Raw genomic sequence first — 24,384 nt, 5'->3', positions numbered from 1 at the left:
TAATACCCGCAAGTCCAAGAAGTGCAACTAGTATTTTTAATATTTTATGCATAATATTTATCTGCTTTTATTTTCTTTTATATCTCACTAACATGTCCATCAACGTAATAGAAGCATCTTCCATATCGTTAACAATACTATCTATTTTAGCAATGATATAGTTGTAGAAAATCTGAAGGATAATCGCCACAATAAGACCGAATACCGTTGTTAAAAGTGCTACTTTAATACCACCTGCAACTAAAGAAGGTTGCATATCACCAGCGGCTTCAATTTTATCAAAGGCTTGAATCATACCAATTACCGTACCCATGAAACCAAGCATTGGTGCCAAAGCGATAAATAATGAAATCCAAGATACATTCTTTTCTAACTGTCCCATTTGTACACCACCGTAGGCTACAACAGCTTTTTCAGCAGCGTCAATATCTTCATCTGCACGGTCTAAACCTTGATAGAATATAGAAGCAACAGGTCCTTTTGTATTTCTACAAACTTCCTTAGCCGCTTCAATTCCTCCAGACTGAAGTGCATCTTCTACGTTCTGAGTTAACTTCTTAGTGTTGGTTGTAGATAAGTTTAAATAGATAATTCTCTCAATAGCGATGGCTAGACCAAGAATTAAACATAACAATACAATCCCCATAAAACCAGGGCCACCTTCAATAAAACGTTTCTTTAATTCTTGATGAAAACCCAATTCTTCTTCAGCTGGCTCTTCAGCTGTGTCTTGAGTTACCGCTGCAACAGTAGTTGCCGTTGTCGCTACTGTTGTTGCATTAGCATTAACAGTTCCGATGGCCATTAAACACGTAATGGCTAGGATAGAAAATAATCTTTTCATTGTTCTTAATCTTAATTTTATTAGTTAAAGTGTTAAAGATAAAAAATAAATTGTAACTACTACGGAAAATTAGCAGAGAGGAAGGGATTCGAACCCTCGATACCCTTTTGAGGTATACACACTTTCCAGGCGTGCGCCTTCGACCACTCGGCCACCTCTCTTTATCTCAGTAAAATTACAGTCCGTGAAATAACAAAAATAATTTTAGTTCCTAAAATTTGTGGCGTTAATTTTAGGACAATTCCCCACAGATAGGCGTTTCAAACGATTCTTTAAAGTTTTTGTAAAGATTTGGATTCCCTAAAACATGCATAAGTTTGGTCACAGCCGCTTCGGTAGTGAGATCTTTTCCGGAGACTAAACCTATCTTTCTCAGCTGACTACTGGTTTCATACTGTCCCATATTCACAGCGCCTCCAGAGCATTGCGTTACATTAATAATAGGCAAACCACGATTTACAGCTTTTCTCAACTCGTCTATAAACCATTTTTCTGTTGTTGCATTTCCAGAACCATAGGTTTCTAAAACCAAGCCTTTAATCAATTGACTTTTTAATATAGTCTTTATAATAGGTTTTGAAATACCTGGAAACAATTTTAAAATCCCCACATTGGTTTCAAGATTTCTAAATATTTTCAATTTTGAATTGGCATGCGTTTGCAATAATGTCTCTTCGTTAACATTAAGATGCACGCCGGATTCTGCCAAATGCGAATAGTTCATCGACTCAAAGGCTTCAAAATGTTCGGCATTTAATTTGGTGGTGCGGTTACCTCGGTAGAGTTTATATTCAAAATATAGCCCGACCTCACGTATCAATGGTTTTCCTTCCTTTTGAAGGGATGCCATTTGAATCGTCGTAATTAAGTTCTCCTTGGCATCCGTTCTTAAATCGCCAATAGGCAACTGACTTCCGGTAAAAATAACCGGTTTGGTCAAGCCCTGAAGCATAAAACTTAGGGCTGATGCCGAATAACTCATGGTGTCACTACCATGCAAAACAACAAAACCATCAAAAGTGTCGTAATGTGCTTCAATAATATCTACAATGTCTACCCAATACTTTGGGCTCATGTTAGACGAGTCTATGGGTTTTTCAAAAGAAACCGTTTCTATTTGGCAATCCAATAATTTCAACTCTGGAATGCGTTTTATAATATTTTTAAAATCGAATGCCTTGAGCGCACCCGTATCCGCATCCTTAATCATACCAATGGTGCCACCGGTATAAATCAATAATATGTTTGGTTTGGTTTTACTCATATCCCGAAAACGTCTTTTGAATTTTGCGTAGTGATTTCAGCTATCTCTTCTTTTGAACGCTTATAAAGTTCGGATAATTTTTCCAACACCTTAATAATATATGAACTTTCGTTACGCTTCCCTCGGTATGGCGTTGGCGATAGATAGGGCGAGTCGGTTTCCAAAACAATATGTTTCAAATCGATTTGATTTAAAAACTGGTCAATCTTTCCATTTTTAAAAGTGACTACGCCACCAATACCCAGTTTCATGTTGAGGTTTATGGCGCGTTGGGCTTGTTCTAAACTTCCGGTGAAGCAGTGGAATATTCCTAATAACTCATCATCAGCTTCGGCATCCAAAACTTCAAAGACCTCATCAAAAGCATCCCGGCAGTGAATAACAATCGGTAATTGGTATTTCTTCGCTAGTTGAATTTGATATCTAAAAGCCTCTTGCTGTAATTGCAATGTTGATTGGTCCCAATACAAGTCTACTCCAATTTCTCCTATTGCTATAAAGTCTCTCGATGCTAATTGCGCTTCAACATGCGTCATTTCACCTTTATAAGTTTCGGGTTTAACGTGTGTGGGGTGCAAGCCCATCATTAGATATACGTTTTCGGGATAATCTTTTTCTAACTGAAACATTGCTTCAGTGTACGTAGAATCAATTGCTGGAATAAAAAACCGGGTGATATTTTCGTCCAGCGCACGTCGCATCATGGCGTCACGGTCCTCGTCAAAAGCTTCACTATACAAATGGGTGTGCGTATCTGTAATAATCATAGCGCAAAAGTAAATGTTTAGCGACTTATATTTACAAAAAATAGATGGATGACATTACTTAAGGACTTCTTAACCGAACGAGGGTATAAAAGACGAAAGCTAAAACTAACCAAAACCAATCATTTTGAAGTCACCGCTACACTAAATGGTATAAAAGGGCGATTTATTTTAGATACAGGCGCTTCCAATAGCTGTTTGGGTTTTGAAATGGCTGAACAATTTCTTCTTAAAGCAGAAGCATCAGATATCAAAGCGGTTGGTGCCGGAGCTTCGGATTTAATGACCAAAGTTGCGGAAGGCAATACCGTGACCATCGGTAAGTGGAAAACCGAAGATGTGTCCTTGGTGCTGTTCAATCTAGACCACGTTAATGAAGGATTGATTCTGCATGGTTCAAATCGTGTTGATGGTATTTTGGGCGCTGACATTTTAAGGCTAGGAAATGCCATTATTGATTACGAAAAAAAGTACCTCTATCTTAAATAGCACAAACCATTTGATTTTTTTATTTTAGTCGTCCAACGATGAATTAATAGCACATTATGACGCCTTCTATTTTAATAGCTGACGACCACCCACTTATACTCAAAGGCTTAGAAGACTTTCTCAAAGAAAACAACTACAATGTTGTTGCCAGCGCCAAAAATGGACGTGATGCCTTAGAGTTAATTAAAGAATTAAAGCCAGACATTGCCATCCTAGATATACAAATGCCATTTTTAACGGGCTTAGAAGTCGCTGAAATTTGCGACTCCCTAAACCTTGAAACAAAAATTGCCCTAATTACATTTGAAAAGGATGAAACTTTCTATAAAAAAGCACTGACCTATAACATCTATGGCTATATTCTAAAGGAATTTGCGCTTGATGAAATTGAGATTTGTATAGAAGCCATGAGTAATAATGACCCCTATTTTAGCCCAGAGCTCGAAGATTTTATCGAAGCTGAAACCCCTCCTGAAGAATTAGCATTACTTACTGATACTGAATCGAAAATTTTGAGGCTTGTGGGACAAAACAGAACAGCGAAGAAGATTGCAGATATTTTGTTTATCTCAGATAGAACGGTTGAAAAACACAAAAGCACCATCAGGTCTAAGCTAAAACTAGATTCATCACCAACAAGCCTTATTCTTTTTGCTAAACAAACTGAAAAATTTTTAAAAAATACGTAGAACTACGTATAGGAATCCTTCAAAATTATACGCACCTTTGAAGTGTTATTTAAATTTTAGGGTAAATAACAGCTATTAATTTATCAAAAGGGATTAAACTCCAGTTGGCGACAACTGGAGTTTTTTTTTCGTAAGTTATGTAGTATTAAATTAATGTTAAATTACATGACTTTAGCAGTAATGCCTTTGTTTTATCTATTTATATTACAGATATTTATAATGTTATTTTAATTATATAGGGTAAAATAACAGCTATTGATTAATCCGAAAGGATTGATGTACCCCGAGCGCCTGCTCGGGGTTTTTTGTTGCCATTGCTGTTCGTCGAAAAAAAACGCGTTTCGCCTAGCATCTTTTTTAAAATATACGTAGAACTACGTATTGTGTCGTGTTGATTTTATATGCAATTTTACAAAGCTATTAATCGATGCCCCTTTGAGTTAAAAAAGGCTTTGGACCGAACCTAGTCTTAAGCCTTTTTATTCAAATCCCAAAAAATATGCGAGATATGAGTAAAAATGATAAAATATTCTTTGTTCTATTAATTATAAGTTCAGTAGCCATAATTACGGCTAACATTTTAGTGAACTTCACAAGTTAAATGATTCTTTAGTTAATTTAGTTAGTTTGCTCTTTTAGTTAAGAGCATAAAAAAGCGCAATTTGGTCTAAATTGCGCTTTTCTTTTCTGTGATGGGTGATGGATTACATTTCCAAAGCCTTCTTAACATCATTATTCATCAATAATTCCGTTGGATTTTCCAGAGCTTCCTTAACTGCAACTAAGAAACCTACGGACTCTTTACCATCAATAATTCTGTGGTCATATGATAAAGCCACATACATTATTGGTCTAATCTCAACTTTTCCATCAATAGCCACTGGACGCTCAACAATGTTATGCATGCCTAAAATACCACTCTGTGGCGGATTGATAATTGGCGTGGATAGCATACTACCAAAAACGCCTCCATTACTAATGGTAAATGTACCACCTGTCATTTCATCTACAGTGATTTGTCCGTCTCTTGCTCTAATGGCCAGGCGTTTTACTTCAGATTCAACACCTCTGAACGATAAATTCTCTGCATTTCGAATAACAGGCACCATCAGTCCTTTTGGGCCAGACACTGCAATGCTAATATCTACAAAATCATAGCTCAGCATTTCTTTTCCATCAATCATGGAATTTACTGCAGGATAAAGTTTCAATGCTCTCACCACTGCCAAAGTGAAGAAACTCATAAAACCAAGACTTACACCGTGCTTAGCCTTAAAGTCCTCTTTGTATTGTTTACGCAGTTCAAAAATTGGCGACATGTCCACCTCGTTAAAGGTGGTCAACATAGCCGTCGTATTTTTAGCTTCTACCAAACGCTCGGCAACCTTACGACGTAGCATAGACATTTTGCTACGCGATGTTCCACGATTACCACCTGTTGGTGTTCCCATAGATGGTACAGCATTCACCGCATCATCCTTGGTGATTCTACCGTCTCTCCCAGTTCCAGAAACAGACGTGGCAGAAATTCCTTTTTCGTCTAATATTTTCTTCGCCGCAGGACTTGGAGTTCCTGATGCATAGGTTTTATCTGTTGGTGCAGGAGCTTTTTTATGGTCTGTGGTGTTAGGCGTTGACTCATGCTTTTTCTTCATTTCGGAAGCAACATCGTCAGAATTCCCACCTTCATCTCCACCGCTATAGGTATCAGTCTCTGGCGCAGTAGCTTCTGTGTCAATAAGACAAACAACTGCTCCTACGGCAACGGCATCACCTTCTTCGGCTTTAAGAGTAATAGTACCACTAGCTTCAGCAGGTAATTCTAAGGTTGCTTTATCACTATCGACTTCTGCGATGGCCTGGTCCTTTTCTACATAATCCCCATCTTCTACTAACCATTCTGCAATTTCTACTTCTGTAATTGATTCGCCTGGAGAAGGCACTTTCATTTCTAAAATCATCGTATAAACTTATTTATGCGGATACTTTAATTATCGTTGGTTATTTTTTGTTTTGTCAAAGACAAAGTCCATGACTTCTTGGTGTCTTGCTTTTGAACGTGTTGAGCTTCCTGCCGCAGGCGCGCCATAAGGACGTCTACTTGCCACTCTAAAAGTTTTTACTTTATCCCAATGCATCCACATATGTGCATAAGCCCCCATATTCCGAGGTTCCTCTTGGGCCCATACCACATCGTCGGCATTTGGATATTTTTTCAAAATAGCTTCTAAGTCTTCAATCGGTAATGGGAACAACTGCTCTATTCTAACAAAGGCAATGTCTTTGCGTTTTAACTCTTCGCGCTGTTCATCTAAATCGTAATAAAACTTTCCGGTAAGGAATACCAGCGTTTTTACATCTTTTGTTTCTACGCCATCATCATCCAAAACCATTTTAAAGCTTCCATTGGCAAATTCCTCAACCGTAGACACAACTTTCGGATGCCTCAACAAACTTTTCGGCGTAAATACCACCAATGGTTTTCTAAAGGTCGACAGCATTTGGCGACGTAACAAATGGAACATATTTGCTGGCGTTGTACAATCGGCCATATACATATTATCCTTTGCGCAAAGTTGAAGGTATCGCTCCATACGCGCAGAAGAATGCTCCGCGCCCTGACCTTCATAACCATGAGGCAATAACATCACTAAACCATTTTGGGTTTTCCATTTATCTTCGCCTGAAGAGATGTACTGGTCTATCATAATTTGGGCGCCATTACTGAAATCCCCAAACTGTGCTTCCCAAATGGTCAAGGTTTTCGGCTTTGCCATGGCGTAACCATAATCAAAACCAACGACCCCATATTCTGAAAGCAGAGAATTATAAATATTAAACTCACCTTGCTTGTCATCTATGTCCTTTAGGAGAATGATTTCCTCTTCGCTGTCCTCAACTTTAACCACGGCGTGTCGGTGACTAAAAGTCCCTCGTTCTACATCCTGACCAGATATACGAACGCCGTAACCTTCCTTAAGCAAGGTGCCATAAGCCAAATGCTCGGCCATAGCCCAATCTAATCGGTCTTCGTCAAACATGGTTTGGCGAGATTCTACCAAACGCTGTATTTTTCTTATAAACTTTTTATCCTTCGGTAAGTTTGAAATGATTTTGGTAATAGAAGCTAAATCTGCTTTTGCGACTGTTGTATCTACCGGTTGCATCATTTCAACCTCCGTTGCTCTAGGGAAATCCTTCCAGTCCTCTTCCATAAAAGCGGTAATGACCGTTTTATCTTCTTTTCTAGAGGCGTCTAATTTTTCTTCGAGCTTATCTTTATAGGCTTGTTCAATCTTCTTAACGTGGTCGTTATCAATTACATTCTCTGCCAATAATTTCTCTGCATAAATATCTCTTGGATTCTTATGTTTTGAAATGGCTTTGTAGAGTAACGGTTGTGTAAATTTTGGTTCATCACCTTCGTTATGACCATATTTTCTGTAGCCTAACAAATCGATAAACACATCGCGCTGAAATTGCATTCTAAAATCCAATGCAAAAAGCGTGGCATGCACTACGGCTTCGGCATCATCGGCATTAACGTGTAAAACTGGTGACAATGTCACTTTCCCCACGTCTGTGCAATAGGTACTTGAGCGACCATCTAAATAATTTGTGGTAAATCCAATTTGATTGTTCACCACAATATGTACCGTACCGTTGGTTTTGTAACCATCTAACTGCGCCATTTGCACAATCTCATAAACCAAGCCTTGACCGGCAATGGCCGCATCACCGTGAACTACAATTGGTAGTACTTGAGAGGCATCTTCAATAGATGTACTGTCTTGTTTTGCCCTGGTTATACCTTCTACAACTGCACCGACAGTTTCTAAATGCGACGGATTTGGGGCGATGGTTAGGTGAATATTTTTACCCGAATCTGTTTCTCGGCTACTCGTCCAGCCAAGATGGTATTTTACATCCCCATCAAAAACAGCTTCTTCGTAATCTTTACCATCAAATTCACTAAAAATATCCTTGGCCGACTTTCCGAATATATTGGTTAGGGTACTTAGTCGCCCACGGTGGGCCATACCCATAACAAATTCTTTAACGCCTAGCTCAGCCGCCTTTTCAATCATGGCGTCTAGCGCAGGAATTAAAGATTCATTTCCTTCAAGAGAAAAACGTTTTTGACCAACATATTTGGTATGTAAGAAGTTTTCGAACGATACTGCTTCATTCAACTTCTTAAGAATGGTTTTCTTTGTTTCGTTTGAAAATTTCGGCTGGTTATCGTTGATATTTAGTTTATTCTGAATCCATTGAATCTCTTCGGGTTTACGGATATACATATATTCCACACCGATAGAATCACAATAAATGCGTTCTAGATGGTCAACAATATTTTGAAGAGTAGCTTTGCCTATCCCTAGAATTTCACCGGCAGAAAAAACGGTCCCTAAATCTGAAGCGCTCAATCCAAAATTCTGAATCTCTAGTGTAGGCGCATACTGTCGTCGTGCTCTAACCGGATTGGTCTTGGTAAACAAGTGTCCTCGGCTGCGATAACCATCGATAAGACGAACGACCTGAAACTCCTTTTGAACGTGTCCCGGAATCTGCGTTTCCACGCCCTCTATTATTTCACCATCCATGCCGTAAGACTCTGAGCCAAAGTCATAGCCTTGAAAAAAAGCGCGCCAACTCGGTTCTACACTATCGGGGTTCTTTAAATATTGTTCGTATAAATCAGCAAAATAGGCTGTATGTGCTGCGTTAAGAAAGGAATATTTATCCATTTTATTATTTGAGACGGTTTCGTTTCAACAAAGCAAAAGTACAACTTTTGACATTAAGAGTCCTTATTTTAGTATATTTATAACGCGCTCTAAAGCACTATTTAAATTTAAAAAACCATGAAGATTCATTTAAGGAAAATAGGTTTCGTTTTGACGCTTTTTATTTGTTTTTCGAACGTTGTAAACAGTCAGAATAACAATGCGGAAGCCAATAATTTTTGGAACAATGTTCAGTTTGGTGGTGGCATAGGCCTTAACTTTGGTGATGGTTTTTTTAGTGGCACATTGGCGCCTTCTGCCATTTATCGGTTTAACCCTACAGTTGCAACGGGCCTTGGTTTAAATGCTTCATATAGCTCTCAAAAAAATGTATTTAATTCTACTGTTTTTGGCGCAAGTATTATCACTTTAGTGAATCCCATAAATGAAATTCAGTTATCCGCAGAGTTTGAAAACCTATTTATTAACCGGAATTTTGAAGATGGTTTTTTTGACCCCAATAATAATGACGATTCCTATTATTATCCTGCACTATTTATGGGCATTGGTTATAGCACTAATAATGTGACTTTTGGGATACGATATGATATACTCTACGACGAAAACCGAAGTATTTACAACTCGGCGTTTTTACCTTTTGTTAGGGTGTTCTTTTAAACTTCTTTCCAACTCGAATAATTTAAAAATTAAAAACGGTCGATTAACTTTTTCAAGGTTTTGGGGTCTCTTTTATTGTTCCAAAATAAGAGTAGCTGTATAATTTTAGTATCCGTATGGACATCAAAATATAAGGTGGTTTGTTTAGATATTACAAATGAATAAATGTTAGTTTTGGCCGATATTTTTCCTTCAATGACCCCAGATTCCAACTTTCTAACAAAATCATCTACCAAATCAATGAAATTCGTCAATTCTATAATAGTCCATTGATTACTTATAATTGCCAATTCTTCAGCAAATGTGATTTCCGCGGTAGGTGTCCAAATTACGGTCATTTTTCTTAACGCGCAATACCATACTTTTCACGATATTCCTGCATCACATCGGCATGCGGTCGTGTTTCGCCACGTTGAGCTTGAGCTCGGCTCTCCATTAAAATATCTTGAATTTCATGAGGAAGTTCTCCATAGAAATCCGTAGTTTCATCATTAGCATAATGCATATGCAAAGCATTCACCATTCTTAAAAACTTCTCATCAGACGTTTTAATGATGCGTATTAATTTATCTCTCAATTCTGGCGCTCCCATGACTTCTCTTTAATTTATGAAGATACATAAAATTTACTTAGAGTAAAATTAAACGCTTTGAGTTTTACACAATAACTTGACTTCAATCAAAATAACCAATTAAACAGAGCGTCCCATCAACTCCTGCCCAAAACGCTTCAACACCGCTTTGTTTTCTTCTGAAATATTCAGCCTCTTCAACACCTCAAAAGCTTGCTTCGTATAGTTTTCAACGGCTTTTAAAATTTCAGATTTTGCACCAGAATTTTCAAATAAAGCTTTGACTAATTCAATTTTTTGTGAAGGGTCTTCAGGTTGGGTTTTGAAAAGTACATTCAATCTATCGGCATCTGTTGCACTCAAATTTTGTTGGGCGATTAAATACAAATAGGTTTTTTTGTTTTCAATAATATCACCTCCGACCTGTTTGCCGAAAGTTTCAGGATTCCCAAAAGTATCCAAATAATCATCTTGTAGTTGAAAGGCTATTCCGAGGAATCTTCCGAAGTCATAAATCGCTTTTTGAGAATCGTTTGAAGCACCTGCAACAAGTGCGCCCATCTGCATGGTCGCACCGACCAAAACCGCCGTTTTGTATTCAATCATCTTTAGGTATTCAATGATTGAAACGTCTTGTCGTGTTTCAAAATCGATATCGTACTGCTGGCCTTCACAGACCTCCAAAGCCGTTTTACTGAACAACCTCGTTAACGCACTGAAAATCGTTGGCTCATAGCTCTCCAAACATTGATAAGCCATAATGAGCATGGCGTCACCCGATAAAATACCCGTGTTTTCATCCCACTTTTTATGTACCGTTGTTTTGCCACGTCTCAATGGGGCAGCGTCCATAATATCATCATGCACCAATGTGAAATTATGAAACACCTCAATAGCCAAAGCCACATCCAACGCCTTTTTATAATTGGCTCCAAAACAATCGCAAGCCATCAATGCCAAAACAGGCCGAAGACGTTTACCACCTAAATTCAATATATAATTTGCGGGTTCGTAAAGGTTTTTGGGTTCTCTGTCAATGGTGTATTGCTTAAGATATTCTAGAAAACCCTGTTGATAGTGTTGGATGTTGTACATACCACAAAAATAAGATTTCAACTGACTTTAAAATTCAGTTTTCAATGTTAAAAAATTTATAAAACTTAGGAAACTTTTAATGTTTTTAAAGTTTCCATGCGTATTTTTGCAGTCCATTATGAAAGAAAAGATAATAGATAAGTCAACGGAGCTGTTTCTTACACTTGGTTTTAAGAGTGTAACGATGGATGATATTGCCAATGCGTTAGGCATGTCTAAAAAAACGATTTACGTTCATTTTCCCAACAAAACGAAGTTAGTAGAGGCAGTTACATTTCATCTGTTTGAAAATATCTGTGACGGCATCGACCATATTTGTGACACGTCTCAAAACCCTATTGAAGAACTCTACGATATTAAGATGTTTGTGATGATGCATTTGAAAAACGAAAAAGCTTCACCTCAATTTCAACTTAAAAAATACTATCCAGAGATTTATTTGCGCTTACGCGAAAAGCAATTCGAGAAAATGCACGACTCCGTTAAAGACAGTCTTAAACGCGGTGTTGAGATGGGCGTGTTTAGATCTAACATTGATTTTGATTTTATTTCCCGACTCTACTTTAACGGTATGACCGGCATTAAGGATGAGACCATTTTTCCGCAACCCCAATACGCCATGGAATACCTTATGGAAAGCTTTTTAGAATATCATTTACGAGCCATTATCACACAAGACGGTATGGCCATACTCAATAATTTCATCAACAAATCAACTATAGTGACCAATGACAAAAATTAAAATTAGCGTTGTCCTACTGGTACTTTTGAGCTCCTTTGGGTTTTCACAAGATTATGCCACACGCTTTTCCTTGCAAGAAGCAATTGACTTTGCCTTAGCCAATAGTAGAATGGCGCTAAGTGCGCAGTTAGATATTGACGCCGCCGAAAAACAACAATGGGAAACCATAGCGACGGGTCTACCCCAAGTGGATTTTTCAGCCAATTATCAAAACTTTTTAAAGCAACAGGTGTCCGTTGTACCTAATGCGTTCTTTGACAACAGACAAAGTACAATAAACACTGTGGAAGAATTTTTCGATTTAACTGCAAATGGTTCTCCGCAAACACGAGATGGATTTTCAGAAATTGTTTTTGGAGCAAAACAAAGCGTTAATGCAACAGCCCAATTAAACCAACTATTGTTTGATGGCTCTTACATCGTTGGCCTTCAAGCTTCAAAAGTCTTTTTGGAAATTTCTGAAAACGCCAAAGTAAAGACCGATCTCGAAATTAGAAAAGCCGTCATTAACGCTTACGGCAACGTATTGTTGGCTCAAGAAAGTGAAGCCATTTTAATTAATAATCGTGATGTACTTCAACAAAATCTGGATGAAACCCGAAAGATTTATGAAAATGGATTGGGCGAAGAAGAAAGTGTAGAGCAACTTCAAATTACCTTGGCTGGTTTAGGAAGTCTTTTGAATAATGCCACACGCTTAAAAAAAATAAGTTTACAGCTTTTCAATATTACCTTGGGAATTGACTTAAATACCAATGTCTCATTAACGGATTCCTTGGAAACACTGTCTGAAGATTTTGTGTCTTTAGAACTCCTCAATGCGCGGACTTCAATAGAGAATACTATTGATTATAAAATTGCTGAAAACGATGTAAAATCCAAGGAGCTTTTGGTTAAGCTAGAAAAAAGTAAAGCACTTCCAAGATTGGCGGCCTACCTCAACGGTGGCTATCTCGGTTTTAGTGACGACTTTACCTTTTTTAATAGCGACCAGCGCTGGGCAGGATTTTCGTCTTTTGGTCTGAATTTAAACGTCCCTATTTTCAGCTCTGGAGGTCGAGCCGCAAAGACAGAACGTGCCAAAATCAATCTTGAAAAGTCACAATTGAACCTATCGGATGTTGAACAGCAGACCTTACTTCAAATTGAAACAGCACGAAGCAATTACCGTTTCGCTATTGAAGATTTTGAAATCAAAAAGGACAACCTTCAATTGGCAGAACGCATAGAAGCGAAAAACCAAACCAAATTTTTTGAAGGCATAGGGTCTAGTTTTGAACTCCGCCAAGCGCAATTGCAATTATACACAGCTCAAAACGAATATTTAGAGGCGATGCTCGCCGTCATCAATCAAAAAACAGAGTTAGAAACGGCTCTTAATCTACCAAACAATTAAAACACCAACACCAATGAAACATATATTATACAGCGCTCTTACAGCATTGATATTAGTGTCTTGTTCAGGCGAAAACAACAATGATCTAGATACTGTACTAGCGTCTGAAAATTTGGAAACTATCCGAAAAAAACGTGGCGAATTGGTCAGCCAACAGCAAGCCTTAGCGACACAGCTAAAGCAGTTAGATGACCGCATAAAAGCTTTAGATAGCACTAAGAATGTACCGCTAATAACCACGGTTTCAGTAAAACCTGAAGTATTTAATCATTATTTGGAATTACAGGGTAATGTCACAACCCGTGATCTTTTGACGATAACACCTGAATACAGTGGTATTTTGACGAGAGTCTATGTAAAAGAAGGACAGCGCGTCAATAGAGGTCAATTGCTAGCAAAAGTAGATGATGGAGGATTAGGACAGCAGTTGGCGCAAATAAAAATTCAGGCAGACTTGGCCAGAACCACTTACGAACGTCAAAAACGACTATGGGATCAAAAAATTGGGAGTGAAATTCAGTTTCTTCAAGCTAAATCTAATTATGAAGCACAGCAAGCTGCCGTTAACCAATTACAACAACAGATAGGAAAAACCACAGTTAGAGCACCATTTTCAGGAACCATTGATGACATTATAACCGAACAAGGGAGTGTTGTAGGCGCTGGCCAAACACCATTGATGCGTATCGTTAACCTCAATGATATGTACGTTGAAACCGAGGTGCCAGAGCGTTATGTTACTGATGTCACGAAGGGGAAAACGGTTGAAGTGAGTATTCCTGTTTTGGGAAAAACAATCAACACCAAAATCCGTCAAACCAGTGATTTCATTAATCCTGCGAACAGAACGTACCAGGTAGAGATTGATTTGCCAAACAAAGACAATAGTATAAAACCTAATCTCACAGCTCGACTCAAAATTAACGACTACACTAACGAGAATGCAATTTTAATTCCACAGAGTGTCATTTCAGAAAATGCTGAAGGCGAACAATACGTTTACGTCGTCAATGGAAAAGGTAAGGACAACTTAGGAAAAGCTAAACGTGTCATAGTTGAAACTGGACGTACGCAAGGTGACGTGATTGAAATTCTTAAGGGTCTCAATGAGGGTGATGAGATAATTCAGGAAGGTGCGAGAAGTGTAAGGGATGGGCAGTCGGTGGAAGTAATCAACTATCAAAACGAGGCAACCAATGACTAACAAGAAAAAAAACATCGATAAGGAATTTGCGCTATCCTCGTGGGCAATCAATAACAAAACCACGATGTATGTGTTAATTTTGGTCTTTTTCTACTTAGGGATATCTGCTTTCTTCAGCATGCCAAGAGAGAACTTTCCTGAGGTCAATGAAACCAAAATCTACATCAGCACAGTTTATCCTGGAAATACGGCTGAGGATATTGAAAAGCTGGTCACGGATCCGTTAGAAGACCAACTAAAAACGGTTAGTAATCTTGTTGAAATTACGTCAACCTCACAAGAAGATTACAGTATTGTGATTGCAGAGTTCGATGAAAATATCACTGTTGAACAAGCCAAGCAAAAGGTTAAGGACGAAATTGAAAGTGAAACCTCAAGTGAGGATTGGCCAACCTTTAATGGTGCTAAAGTAGAACCCGATGTGTTTGAATTGAGTATGTCTGAAGAAATGCCAATTCTAAACATTAATATTTCAGGCGATTATCCAGTTGAAAAATTGAAGGAATATGCAGAATACCTTCAGGATGAAATTGAAGACTTATCTGAAATCAAAAAAGCAGATATTCGAGGGGCGCAAGACAAAGAAGTTGAAGTTGCCGTAGACATTTATAAAATGATGGCGGCCAAAGTCACCTTCAATGATGTTTTGGGTGCTATTCAAAATGGAAATATGACCATGTCTGCCGGAAACCTTATTGCTAGCGGTCAGCGTCGCACGATTCGCGTTTTAGGTGAAATTGAATCCCCTAGCGAGCTTGAAAATTTTGTTGTTAAAGCTGAAAATGGTAATGCCATTTACTTAAAGGATATTGCCAATGTTACGTTTAAGGAAGAGGACAAAACAACATTTGCGCGTAAATCAGGTAAACCTGTAGTAATGCTCGACGTAAAAAAACGGGCGGGTAAAAATATGGTAGCCGCTGCAGAGCAGATCGAAATTATAGTAAACAATGCTATAGACAATGTTTTCCCTAAAGACTTAGAGGTAAGCATTACAAATGACCAATCTTCCGTAACTATTGGTCAGGTAGATGATTTGGTCAACAATATTATATTTGGGGTTATTCTCGTGGTTACCGTCCTTATGTTTTTCCTAGGATTTAAAAACGCCTTATTCGTTGGGTTTGCCATACCAATGTCCATGTTTATGTCGCTTATGATATTAAACCTCATCGGCTATAGCTTAAATACCATGGTTTTATTCGGACTGGTGATGGGTCTTGGTATGCTTGTGGATAATGGTATCGTAGTTGTTGAAAATGTATACCGATTAATGGACGAAGAAGGTCTATCTCGAATACAAGCCGCCAAAAAAGGAATTGGTGAAATTGCATTCCCAATTATCATTTCTACATTGACGACAGTTGCAGCTTTTGTACCTCTAGGTTTATGGCCTGGCATCATGGGAGAGTTTATGAAGATATTACCAATAACACTTTCCATTGTTTTGGGCTCCTCATTATTCGTCGCCATTTTCTTTAACTCCGTATTGGTATCTCAGTTCATGAAAACCGAAGACAAGGAAATGCCACTAAAGCAAATCATAAAAACGACAATCATTGTCGCTGCTATTGGTGTTCTTATACTCATTTTTGGAGGCACCTATCGTGGACTTGGAACTGCAATGATCTTTACCGCTATTATGCTTTGGGTATACCGTTTATTTTTGAGAGGCGCTGCCAATAATTTTCAAACTAAGGCTTTGGTCAATTTAGAAAATTGGTATGAAAAACGACTAAGAGGTGCGTTGAGTAAAAAGTGGCCTTACATATTGAGTATTGGTACATTTATATTGCTGTTTGCTACATTCGGAATTTTCATTGTTTCTTTGATGACACAACGCACCAAATTTGAATTCTTCCCGGAAAATAAGCCGAATCAAATCATTGTCTACATAGAATACCCGGAAGGAACATCCATTGAGAAAACCAATGCCATTACCAAGCAAATAGAAAAACGGGTCTATGATGTTATCAATCAGAATCAATATATAAATAATGGCAATAACTTTCTAGTAGAAAGTGCTGTCTCACAAGTCGGAGAAGGAGCAGGTAACCCTCAAACGGACGGAGGTTCAGCTGCCGAAATGCCTCATAAAGCCAAGATTACGGCTTCGATGCGAGAATTTAAGTACAGGCGTCCAAAAGACAGTGGTATGTTTAGGGAGTTTGAAGATAGTGAAGAACTTCGAAAAAAAGTTCAACAGGCTTTATCAGGGATATATCCAGGCGTTCTTATTTCTGTTGAAAAAGATGCCAACGGACCACCTGCTGGACCACCGGTAAATATCGAGCTCGAAGGGCCAGACTACAATCAATTGATTGCAACGGCTGAACAAATGCGAGAATTCATTAATTCTAAAAATATCGCTGGCATTGACGAACTTAAAATCGATGTCAACAAAGACAAGCCAACAATGCTTGTTGAAGTTGATCGTGAAAAGGCTGGTGAATTGGGTGTCAGTGCTGCACAGGTAGGGCAACAATTACGAAATTCAATTTTTGGGTCAAAAGCTGGTATCTATAAAGAAGACGGTGATGATTTTGATATCTATGTCCGCTTTAATGAGGATTTAAGATACAATACTAGTGCATTATTTAATCAGAATATCACATTTAGGGACAATACAGGACAGATTAAAGAGATTCCATTATCTGCTGTGGCAAAACAAAAAAACAATTCGGGCTATAGTGCCATTAAGCACAAAGACACCAAACGTGTAGTCTCCGTATATTCTTCTCTTGAACCCGGATATAACCCCGCAGCGGTTGTGGCTCAAATTCAAGAAGAAATGCAAAGTTATAAAGGCATTCCAGAGACCATAAATGTCGATTATACCGGAGAAATAGAGGAACAAAACAAGCAAATGGCCTTTCTGATGGGTGCTTTCGGCACTGGATTATTACTGATATTCTTTATCCTCATTTTCCAATTCAACTCGGTTTCAAAACCAACAATTATTATGTTGGCCATATTTCTAAGTTTAATCGGTGTATTTGGAGGTCTAGTTATCACAGGGAAACCTTTTGTGATTATGATGACTATGGTGGGGATTATTTCTCTGGCAGGTATTGTAGTCAACAACGGCGTAGTACTTTTAGACTATGCGCAGTTGCTTATAGACCGAAAGAAAAACGAACTCGGATTAGAAAAAGATGAGTATCTTACAAAAGAAGATTTATTTGAAAGTATAGTCAAAGCCGGAAAAGCACGTTTACGTCCTGTTCTATTGACCGCCATTACAACCATTTTCGGGTTAATTCCTTTAGCTATAGGTCTTAATATAAATTTCTTCACCCTGTTCTCAGATTTTAACCCGAATATTTATATGGGTGGTGATAATGTTATATTTTGGGGTCCATTAGCATGGACGGTCATCTATGGATTGCTAATTGCTACGTTCCTGACCTTAATTGTAGTTCCTATATTGTTTTACATCATCACACGATTTAAGATGTGGTTAAGAACAAAATTCAGTTCTAATTCTGAAGCGAAAGAAGAACTACAAACCGCATAACGATAATCGAAGACGCCTATTGGCGCATTTGGTTAATAGCTGGAAAGCCCCGACATCTGTTGGGGTTTTCTTTTAGGCATAAAAAAAAGAGCTTCAAAATTGAAACTCTTTTTAAAACATATAATGAATATTAATTCTGGTTTTCTGTAAACGGTGTAGGGAAGGCATCTATGTGATTGTCTCCTGCACGTTCTAATGGAGCAAATTCATCATTTAAAAGCCCTAAACGTCTTAAATCAATCCACCTATGGCCTTCAGCCACTAATGAATATCGTCTTTGATTTAGAACCTCTAACAATATTTCATTGTTATCTGTATCATCTCCCATCCAATCACCCAATCCTGCTGCGTTTCGAACTACATTTATTGCTGCCACGGCATCTGCATTTGATGTACCTATACTCGCTTCCGCAAACATCAAAATCAATTCTTCATTTCGTATAAGATAAACTGGTGCAGTATTACTATCATACACTGCAATTTGGTGTGTAGCAGTTAAGCCATCGAACATGGTGCCTCCTGGTAACTCAATAGCTTTTTCTGCAACTCTCATATCTCCAGCTTCAGCATCTGCGATCCAATCATTAGTTAACATAAATTCTTGACCAGATTGAAGCGGTACATGGAATTGAGCATTTACAATATCATTACCTGTTAATCCAAAAACATGGGCTGGGCCATTAAATAAATCTCCGTTTAGATCGTAAAAAGAATCGTTTAAGTTTGAAATCACCATACCCATATTGCCTTGGTACAAAGCTACTCTCGCAGCAATAGCTCTATTGAATTGATTAAAAGTACTCGATGTATCAAAACCAGCAAAACCAGAACTTAACGCAACGAAATTATCAGAGCCTGAAGCTAAATCGGAACTTGCTTCATTTAGTAAACTTAAAATACCAGCTAATGCTGCATCATAATCAACAAATGGTCCAAGATTGTCAGGGTCTGCTGTATCTAAGCGTATTCCGTTATCAAATTGTCGATTAGCTACCATTAATAATGCGTAAGCCTTTAGAGTCTTAGCATAACCGTAATAATTATTCTTATCTCCATCACTAAAACCAGCAACAGAATTTTCAACAGCCTCAATTAAAACATTAGCTGACTGAACAACCTTATACCATGCCGCGTAAGCACGTGTCGTTAAAAATCCATTATTGTCTAAAGGGCCTTTTAAAATTTCGCCCGTATATCTGGGATCAACTCCCGTAAGGTCATTATACTCTCTTCCAAGTATACTCACCGTATCATAGTGAAAAGCCAAGTCATTTCGCATTATAGCCTCCAAACCAGTTGCCAACAACTGTATATCGGCAGCACTTGCTCCATCTTCAAAACTGCTCACCGTTGGAGCATTTGGGTTCTCAATTTCTTCTAACTCACAACTAAGATTGACTGCCATAGCCAATAACAATAGAAATGTGATCTTTATATTTTTCATATCAATTTCTTTTTAAAAGTTAACATTTAAATGGAAGTTAATGAACTTAGATAACGGATAAGGTGTTACCTCAACATTGTTGGCTAATACATTATTTCCAAAATTAGATACTTCAGGGTCGTAACTATTATAATCAAAAATATTGATTAGGTTTCGACCAGAAACACCCACTCGAATCTTACTTGCATATTTAATTAAGCCATCAGGTAACGTATAGAACAAACCGATTTCTCTTAATTTTAAATAACCTGCATCTTCAATTACTGGATCTGGATTAACAAATGCCTGACTAGCTCTATAATCTCCATTTGAAAGCTGCCCATTAGGGTCAAGGCCAGTGTCGTTATAGTCCCATGTTGTTCCAGCTAAATCATACAGTAAAGTAGTTAAATTAATATTGTCACCACCTTTTTTCCAATGCCATAAGAATGTGAAGTCAAAATTCTTATAACTGATCTCATTATACCATGACATTTGAAAATCTGGCTCTGCATTCCCGTATACAAAGAAACCATCTCCCTCAGGATCTCTACGAGCAATCTCCTCGGCAGTAAAATCTGCGGGATTATATGTTCCTACAATTTGGGTTGCGCTCTTGCCTTCTTGAATCAAAAATGTCCCTAAAGATGCGGCAAATCCACCATTTGTAAATGATGGCACATCCAATTGAGTAATCTCAGATTTATTTTTCCACCACTTTAAGTTGGCATTCCAAGAAAAATCATCTTTTTCCATTACCAAAGCATTTAAGCCAAGTTCAATCCCTCTATTTTCAAGCTCTCCACCGTTAACTACTTCTGTTGTGAAGCCCGACGATGTAGGGAATTGTGATTGAATTAATAAGTCCTTCACAGTCTTATTATATATAGAGACTTCGAAATTTAGACGATTGTCAAATAAACCAAAATCAATACCATATTCCAACTCTGTTTGTCTCTCAGGACCAATATTTGGATTACCTCGTAAATTTCCTGGGCTCAATCCTGATGACCCTCCAATAAACTGTGGATTCATTAATGAGAAACGATCATTAAAGTTAGGGAATCTTCCAGCTTCACCATAGGCAATTCTCGGTTTAAAATAACTGATATCATCAAATGACCAGAAGTCGAACTTATTTAAGTTCACGGCTAAATTAGCCTTTGGATAATAATACATTTTATTGGCCTCACCATTATTAGTAGACTTATCACCTCTAATACCAAAAGTACCAATGATCTTATCATCATAATTTATTTCTTCTTGAACAAAGAATCCTTTATCACGTTGTGGCCTGATGGTTTGTTGTGTTGACACATTTGTTGATTGGCCAAGGTTTGTTTGAGAACCATTAAGACCTGTAGCAATAGTAATAACAGTATTTCTATTAAAATCTTGCAAGAAACTACCTGCTTGCGTAGTAAAGCTTAAACCATTATCCAAATCTAAATTATGAACAAGGAAGGCAGATAAGTTGTAGTTTGTGTTTATTGTGGAACCCGAAATTGAAACACCGCCTAAAGAAGTAGGATCTCTAAAATAAGTCAGTCCACCTGGAAAAATACTTGTAGTCCTTAAGGTATATTGATCAAAACCACCTTCTAAAACCATTTTTAATCTCTGGTTGTCATCAGACCATAGTTTAATATTTGTTTTGGCACTTCCTATAAAACGATTTACTTCTTCTCTATTGGTTGTTAATGCCACAGTCTCTAAAACATTTGACCCAGCTCCTCCAGCAGGATATACACCGTCAACGGGAGACAAATCTTCCCATGGATATGTAAAAGCAAGAGCGTAACCAACTGTTCTATTAGCATTTCCATTATTAAAAAACCCTCTATCTGATTGCGAGTTGATATAGTTTGTCGTTACATATAAATCTAACCAATCATTAAAACGTTGTCCTAAGTTTAAACGAACTGATGTTTTTTCATATCCAGTATTATCTACTAAACCTGGCTCATCTCTATGAGTTGCGCCAAAAAAGTAATCCGTATTATTACTTCCTCCAGATGTTGAAAATCTCGTTGTTGATGATATGACCGTATTATCAAATAACTCTGCTTCATAATCTCTTAAAACAGGATTTTGCGGTCCTCCAAGAGCTGTAATTTGTTCTTGAGTATAATCTCTAATCCCTAATAATTGTGTTGGACTCCTTAATCCTACAACTTGAGAAAATGAGGTTTGAGGCTTTCCTTGTCTACCTCTTTTAGTTGTAATTAAAACAACACCACCTGCAGCACGAGAACCATAAATTGCAGCAGCAGAAGCACCTTTAAGTATTTCTACGCTTTCAATATCTTCTGGGTCAATATCTGCAATCCTATTAGAAGCATCATCTTGGTTAGTAGAAGCGTTTCCACCACCTGCGGCTTGACTTACCACATTGTTACCCAACCCGATAGAAGAATTATCTACATAAACACCGTCTACAATAAATAGAGGTTGCTGGTCTCCAAAGATTGAGGTAACACCCCTTAATCTCATAGAAATACCACCTCCAGGCGCTCCAGAATTAGCTTTTATTTCTGCACCTGTAAATTTTCCTGAAAGCGCGCCATCCAAACCAGATTGTACAGTAACACCTGTTAATTCCTCAGCGGAAACCGAAGCAACCGCATTTGCAGCATTAGACCTTTTTGTTGAGGAAGCCAAACCTGTAACTACAATTTCATCCAAAGCCTCGGCAGATTCAGTCATCTCCACATTAACTGTAGAGGCTGAAGCCACTGAAATTTCTTGAGTTTCATAACCTAGGTAGGAAAAGACTAGTGTCGCTGGAAACGAATTTACCGTTACACTGTAATTTCCATCAAAATCGGTTGATGTTCCGTTCGATGTGCCCTTAACAAGCACCGTTCCACCAGCAATAGGAATGCCTGTGGCTTTATCCGTCATTTTACCCGTAACCTCCTGTGCAAAAAGCATTACAGGACATAAAAACAAGCAAAACAACAAGGATTTGAGAAGTAATTTTTTCTTCATTTCTTTGATATTAATTGATTAATTCTTTCAAATATCTGAATTTATTTCAAACATTTTAAGAAAACCTTAAGAATTATCAAATGAGTAATTAACAATTCCTACAAATTGCAAGATTTGTCTCCTGCAATAAATACTATGGCCATACCATTAAACTCTCATTAATATCTTAAATTTGTCGCCTACTAAAATTCATTCAAATACAACTATGTTTAGAAGTCATAATTGTGGTGCTTTAAGAGCATCAGACGTCAATAAAATGGTCACACTTTCTGGCTGGGTGCAAGGGATACGAGACAAAGGATTTATGGTGTACGTAGACCTTAGGGACCGCTATGGCATCACACAATTGTATTTTGATGAAGAGCAGAGTTCTACCGAACTTTTGGAGAAAGCAAAAAAACTAGGTCGTGAGTTTGTTATTAAAGTAGAAGGTACCGTTACCGAACGTGCTTCAAAAAACCCAAACATCCCAACGGGTGAGATTGAATTATTGGTCTCTGATTTAGACATCTTGAACAAATCGGCCGTTCCCCCATTTACTATTGAGGACAACACTGATGGCGGGGATGATTTACGCATGAAATATCGCTATCTCGATATCCGAAGAAATCCAGTTAAAAACAGCCTTATCTTCAGACATAAGGTAGCACAAGAGGTTAGAAACTATTTATCCAAGCAAGACTTTATTGAAGTTGAAACACCGTATTTAATTAAGTCCACACCTGAAGGCGCCAGAGATTTCGTTGTGCCGTCCCGAATGAATGAAGGACAGTTTTACGCCTTACCACAATCGCCTCAGACCTTCAAGCAACTGTTAATGGTTGGTGGCATGGATAAGTATTTTCAAATTGTAAAATGCTTTAGGGATGAGGATTTAAGAGCGGACCGTCAACCGGAATTCACTCAGATTGACTGTGAAATGGCCTTTGTTGAGCAGGAAGATATCCTTAATACATTTGAAGGCTTAACCCGTCATTTGCTAAAGTCTATTCATAATGTAGATATTGCGTCTTTCCCAAGAATGACCTTTGACTACGCCATGAAAACTTACGGGAACGACAAACCAGACATCCGATTTGGGATGGAGTTTGGGGAACTAAACGCTGTTGCCCAACACAAAGATTTTAACGTTTTCAATAGTGCAGAATTGGTCGTGGGTATTGTCGTGCCTGGAGGCAATACATATACAAGAAAAGAAATAGACAAACTTATCGATTGGGTAAAGCGTCCACAAATTGGGGCCCTCGGTATGGTATATTGCCGTTATAATGAAGACGGTACATTTAAATCGTCCGTCGATAAATTCTACGACCAAGACGACTTAGCCAAATGGGCAGAAGTCACGGGCGCAAAACCGGGTGATTTAATCTGTGTGCTTTCTGGCGAAACTAATAAAGTAAGAGCGCAACTGAGTGCGTTGCGTATGGAATTGGCAGAGCGCTTAGGTTTAAGAAAACCTAATGAATTTGCACCACTATGGGTTGTAGATTTCCCGTTATTGGAATGGGATGAAGACACAGAGCGTTATCACGCGATGCACCATCCTTTTACCTCGCCAAAACCTGGACAGATAGAATTATTGGATACTGACCCAGGCGCTGTTAAAGCCAATGCCTACGATTTGGTATTAAACGGAAACGAAATTGGTGGTGGTTCTATTCGTATTCACGATAAGCCGACACAAGCCATAATGTTAAAACATCTTGGATTCAGCGATGAGGAGGCAAAAGCGCAATTTGGCTTTTTAATGGATGCTTTTGAATATGGTGCACCGCCACACGGTGGTATTGCCTTTGGCTTGGATAGATTGGTAGCCATTCTCGGTGGCCAGGAAACGATTCGGGATTTTATTGCTTTTCCTAAAAACAACTCCGGGCGTGATGTGATGATTGATGCTCCGGCACCGATTGATGAGGAACAACTCAACGAATTACATCTAAGCCTTAACTTAAAGTCTTAATAAAAAGTCCTGATTGTATCAGGACTTTTT

General features: G+C 38.2%; 18 protein-coding genes and 1 tRNA gene. 8 read left to right on the top strand and 11 right to left on the bottom strand.

Annotated features, from left to right (window positions below; all coding sequences use genetic code 11):
- Nucleotides 1-67 precede the first annotated feature (67 nt).
- The 4 genes from ACFOSX_RS04565 to ACFOSX_RS04550 form a co-directional block, all read right to left on the bottom strand.
- Nucleotides 68-844 carry a MotA/TolQ/ExbB proton channel family protein gene (locus ACFOSX_RS04565; protein ID WP_386097463.1) on the bottom strand — a complete coding sequence of 259 codons (777 nt, stop codon included), beginning with the start codon at nucleotides 842-844 and terminating at the stop codon, nucleotides 68-70.
- Between the two features lie 73 nt (nucleotides 845-917).
- Nucleotides 918-1,005 (bottom strand) — tRNA-Ser (locus ACFOSX_RS04560).
- A gap of 71 nt (nucleotides 1,006-1,076) precedes the next feature.
- Entirely contained in the window at nucleotides 1,077-2,108 is a 1,032-nt protein-coding gene (locus ACFOSX_RS04555; protein ID WP_386097461.1) for an asparaginase, read from the bottom strand.
- Nucleotides 2,105-2,875, bottom strand: coding sequence for a TatD family hydrolase (locus ACFOSX_RS04550; protein ID WP_386097459.1), 771 nt, complete (start codon nucleotides 2,873-2,875; stop codon nucleotides 2,105-2,107). Before ACFOSX_RS04550 ends, ACFOSX_RS04555 begins: the two co-directional genes overlap by 4 nt.
- A 48-nt stretch (nucleotides 2,876-2,923) precedes the next feature.
- Between ACFOSX_RS04550 and ACFOSX_RS04545 the strand changes: the two genes are divergently transcribed.
- Both ACFOSX_RS04545 and ACFOSX_RS04540 read left to right on the top strand, forming a co-directional pair.
- On the top strand, nucleotides 2,924-3,361 hold the full coding sequence (locus ACFOSX_RS04545) for a retropepsin-like aspartic protease (protein ID WP_386097457.1): 438 nt from the start codon (nucleotides 2,924-2,926) through the stop codon (nucleotides 3,359-3,361).
- A gap of 56 nt (nucleotides 3,362-3,417) precedes the next feature.
- Entirely contained in the window at nucleotides 3,418-4,050 is a 633-nt protein-coding gene (locus ACFOSX_RS04540) for a response regulator transcription factor (RefSeq protein ID WP_386097455.1), read from the top strand.
- Nucleotides 4,051-4,754: 704 nt separating this feature from the next.
- Here ACFOSX_RS04540 and odhB read toward each other — a convergent pair.
- Both odhB and ACFOSX_RS04530 read right to left on the bottom strand, forming a co-directional pair.
- Nucleotides 4,755-6,011, bottom strand: a complete 1,257-nt coding sequence (gene odhB, locus ACFOSX_RS04535) for a 2-oxoglutarate dehydrogenase complex dihydrolipoyllysine-residue succinyltransferase (protein ID WP_386097453.1) — start codon at nucleotides 6,009-6,011, stop codon at nucleotides 4,755-4,757.
- A 30-nt stretch (nucleotides 6,012-6,041) separates the two neighbouring features.
- Nucleotides 6,042-8,798, bottom strand: a complete 2,757-nt coding sequence (locus ACFOSX_RS04530) for a 2-oxoglutarate dehydrogenase E1 component (protein ID WP_386097451.1) — start codon at nucleotides 8,796-8,798, stop codon at nucleotides 6,042-6,044.
- A 117-nt stretch (nucleotides 8,799-8,915) separates the two neighbouring features.
- On the opposite strand from ACFOSX_RS04530, the gene ACFOSX_RS04525 reads away from it, so the two are divergent.
- Entirely contained in the window at nucleotides 8,916-9,455 is a 540-nt protein-coding gene (locus ACFOSX_RS04525) for an alpha-ketoglutarate decarboxylase (protein ID WP_386097449.1), read from the top strand.
- Between the two features lie 29 nt (nucleotides 9,456-9,484).
- On the opposite strand, the gene ACFOSX_RS04520 is transcribed toward ACFOSX_RS04525, so the two are convergent.
- The 3 genes from ACFOSX_RS04520 to ACFOSX_RS04510 all read right to left on the bottom strand — a co-directional run bounded on the left by ACFOSX_RS04520 (nucleotide 9,485) and on the right by ACFOSX_RS04510 (nucleotide 11,121).
- Nucleotides 9,485-9,793: a hypothetical protein gene (locus ACFOSX_RS04520; RefSeq protein ID WP_386097447.1), complete on the bottom strand. Its 309-nt coding sequence runs from the start codon at nucleotides 9,791-9,793 to the stop codon at nucleotides 9,485-9,487.
- Between the two features lie 5 nt (nucleotides 9,794-9,798).
- Nucleotides 9,799-10,047 carry a hypothetical protein gene (locus tag ACFOSX_RS04515; RefSeq protein WP_386097445.1) on the bottom strand — a complete coding sequence of 83 codons (249 nt, stop codon included), beginning with the start codon at nucleotides 10,045-10,047 and terminating at the stop codon, nucleotides 9,799-9,801.
- A 99-nt stretch (nucleotides 10,048-10,146) separates the two neighbouring features.
- Entirely contained in the window at nucleotides 10,147-11,121 is a 975-nt protein-coding gene (locus ACFOSX_RS04510) for a polyprenyl synthetase family protein (RefSeq protein ID WP_386097443.1), read from the bottom strand.
- A gap of 118 nt (nucleotides 11,122-11,239) precedes the next feature.
- Here ACFOSX_RS04510 and ACFOSX_RS04505 point away from each other — a divergent pair, with 118 nt between their 5' ends.
- Genes ACFOSX_RS04505 through ACFOSX_RS04490 form a run of 4 tightly spaced genes read left to right on the top strand, consistent with a single transcriptional unit; the run spans nucleotide 11,240 to nucleotide 17,980 of the window.
- The gene (locus ACFOSX_RS04505) at nucleotides 11,240-11,863 is read left to right on the top strand and encodes a TetR/AcrR family transcriptional regulator (RefSeq protein ID WP_386097441.1); all 624 of its coding nucleotides are present in this window, start codon (nucleotides 11,240-11,242) and stop codon (nucleotides 11,861-11,863) included.
- A complete protein-coding gene (locus ACFOSX_RS04500; RefSeq protein WP_386097439.1) occupies nucleotides 11,850-13,259 on the top strand; it encodes a TolC family protein in 1,410 nt (469 codons plus the stop codon). Before ACFOSX_RS04505 ends, ACFOSX_RS04500 begins: the two co-directional genes overlap by 14 nt.
- Nucleotides 13,260-13,272: 13 nt before the next feature.
- A complete protein-coding gene (locus ACFOSX_RS04495) occupies nucleotides 13,273-14,463 on the top strand; it encodes an efflux RND transporter periplasmic adaptor subunit (RefSeq protein ID WP_386097437.1) in 1,191 nt (396 codons plus the stop codon).
- Nucleotides 14,456-17,980: an efflux RND transporter permease subunit gene (locus ACFOSX_RS04490; protein WP_386097435.1), complete on the top strand. Its 3,525-nt coding sequence runs from the start codon at nucleotides 14,456-14,458 to the stop codon at nucleotides 17,978-17,980. Before ACFOSX_RS04495 ends, ACFOSX_RS04490 begins: the two co-directional genes overlap by 8 nt.
- A gap of 130 nt (nucleotides 17,981-18,110) precedes the next feature.
- On the opposite strand, the gene ACFOSX_RS04485 is transcribed toward ACFOSX_RS04490, so the two are convergent.
- Complete coding sequence (locus ACFOSX_RS04485; RefSeq protein WP_386097433.1) at nucleotides 18,111-19,424, bottom strand: RagB/SusD family nutrient uptake outer membrane protein; 1,314 nt, start codon at nucleotides 19,422-19,424, stop codon at nucleotides 18,111-18,113.
- Nucleotides 19,425-19,436: 12 nt separating this feature from the next.
- Nucleotides 19,437-22,394, bottom strand: a complete 2,958-nt coding sequence (locus ACFOSX_RS04480) for a SusC/RagA family TonB-linked outer membrane protein (protein WP_386097431.1) — start codon at nucleotides 22,392-22,394, stop codon at nucleotides 19,437-19,439.
- 205 nt (nucleotides 22,395-22,599) lie between these two features.
- Between ACFOSX_RS04480 and aspS the strand changes: the two genes are divergently transcribed.
- Nucleotides 22,600-24,354 carry an aspartate--tRNA ligase gene (gene aspS / locus ACFOSX_RS04475; protein ID WP_386097429.1) on the top strand — a complete coding sequence of 585 codons (1,755 nt, stop codon included), beginning with the start codon at nucleotides 22,600-22,602 and terminating at the stop codon, nucleotides 24,352-24,354.
- The last annotated feature ends 30 nt before the right edge of the window (nucleotides 24,355-24,384 follow it).

Source organism: Winogradskyella maritima, from assembly GCF_042650215.1.
Taxonomy (GTDB): Bacteria; Bacteroidota; Bacteroidia; order Flavobacteriales; family Flavobacteriaceae; genus Winogradskyella; species Winogradskyella maritima.
Note: the sequence above shows the minus strand (reverse complement) of the source record. Positions and strands in the feature narration are given on the sequence as shown.

Coding starts and splice junctions, on each gene's coding strand:
- ACFOSX_RS04565 (WP_386097463.1), bottom strand. CDS start 844: ATGAAAAGATTATTTTCTATCCTAGCCATTACGTGTTTAATGGCCATC.
- ACFOSX_RS04555 (WP_386097461.1), bottom strand. CDS start 2,108: ATGAGTAAAACCAAACCAAACATATTATTGATTTATACCGGTGGCACC.
- ACFOSX_RS04550 (WP_386097459.1), bottom strand. CDS start 2,875: ATGATTATTACAGATACGCACACCCATTTGTATAGTGAAGCTTTTGAC.
- ACFOSX_RS04545 (WP_386097457.1), top strand. CDS start 2,924: ATGACATTACTTAAGGACTTCTTAACCGAACGAGGGTATAAAAGACGA.
- ACFOSX_RS04540 (WP_386097455.1), top strand. CDS start 3,418: ATGACGCCTTCTATTTTAATAGCTGACGACCACCCACTTATACTCAAA.
- odhB (WP_386097453.1), bottom strand. CDS start 6,011: ATGATTTTAGAAATGAAAGTGCCTTCTCCAGGCGAATCAATTACAGAA.
- ACFOSX_RS04530 (WP_386097451.1), bottom strand. CDS start 8,798: ATGGATAAATATTCCTTTCTTAACGCAGCACATACAGCCTATTTTGCT.
- ACFOSX_RS04525 (WP_386097449.1), top strand. CDS start 8,916: ATGAAGATTCATTTAAGGAAAATAGGTTTCGTTTTGACGCTTTTTATT.
- ACFOSX_RS04520 (WP_386097447.1), bottom strand. CDS start 9,793: ATGACCGTAATTTGGACACCTACCGCGGAAATCACATTTGCTGAAGAA.
- ACFOSX_RS04515 (WP_386097445.1), bottom strand. CDS start 10,047: ATGGGAGCGCCAGAATTGAGAGATAAATTAATACGCATCATTAAAACG.
- ACFOSX_RS04510 (WP_386097443.1), bottom strand. CDS start 11,121: ATGTACAACATCCAACACTATCAACAGGGTTTTCTAGAATATCTTAAG.
- ACFOSX_RS04505 (WP_386097441.1), top strand. CDS start 11,240: ATGAAAGAAAAGATAATAGATAAGTCAACGGAGCTGTTTCTTACACTT.
- ACFOSX_RS04500 (WP_386097439.1), top strand. CDS start 11,850: ATGACAAAAATTAAAATTAGCGTTGTCCTACTGGTACTTTTGAGCTCC.
- ACFOSX_RS04495 (WP_386097437.1), top strand. CDS start 13,273: ATGAAACATATATTATACAGCGCTCTTACAGCATTGATATTAGTGTCT.
- ACFOSX_RS04490 (WP_386097435.1), top strand. CDS start 14,456: ATGACTAACAAGAAAAAAAACATCGATAAGGAATTTGCGCTATCCTCG.
- ACFOSX_RS04485 (WP_386097433.1), bottom strand. CDS start 19,424: ATGAAAAATATAAAGATCACATTTCTATTGTTATTGGCTATGGCAGTC.
- ACFOSX_RS04480 (WP_386097431.1), bottom strand. CDS start 22,394: ATGAAGAAAAAATTACTTCTCAAATCCTTGTTGTTTTGCTTGTTTTTA.
- aspS (WP_386097429.1), top strand. CDS start 22,600: ATGTTTAGAAGTCATAATTGTGGTGCTTTAAGAGCATCAGACGTCAAT.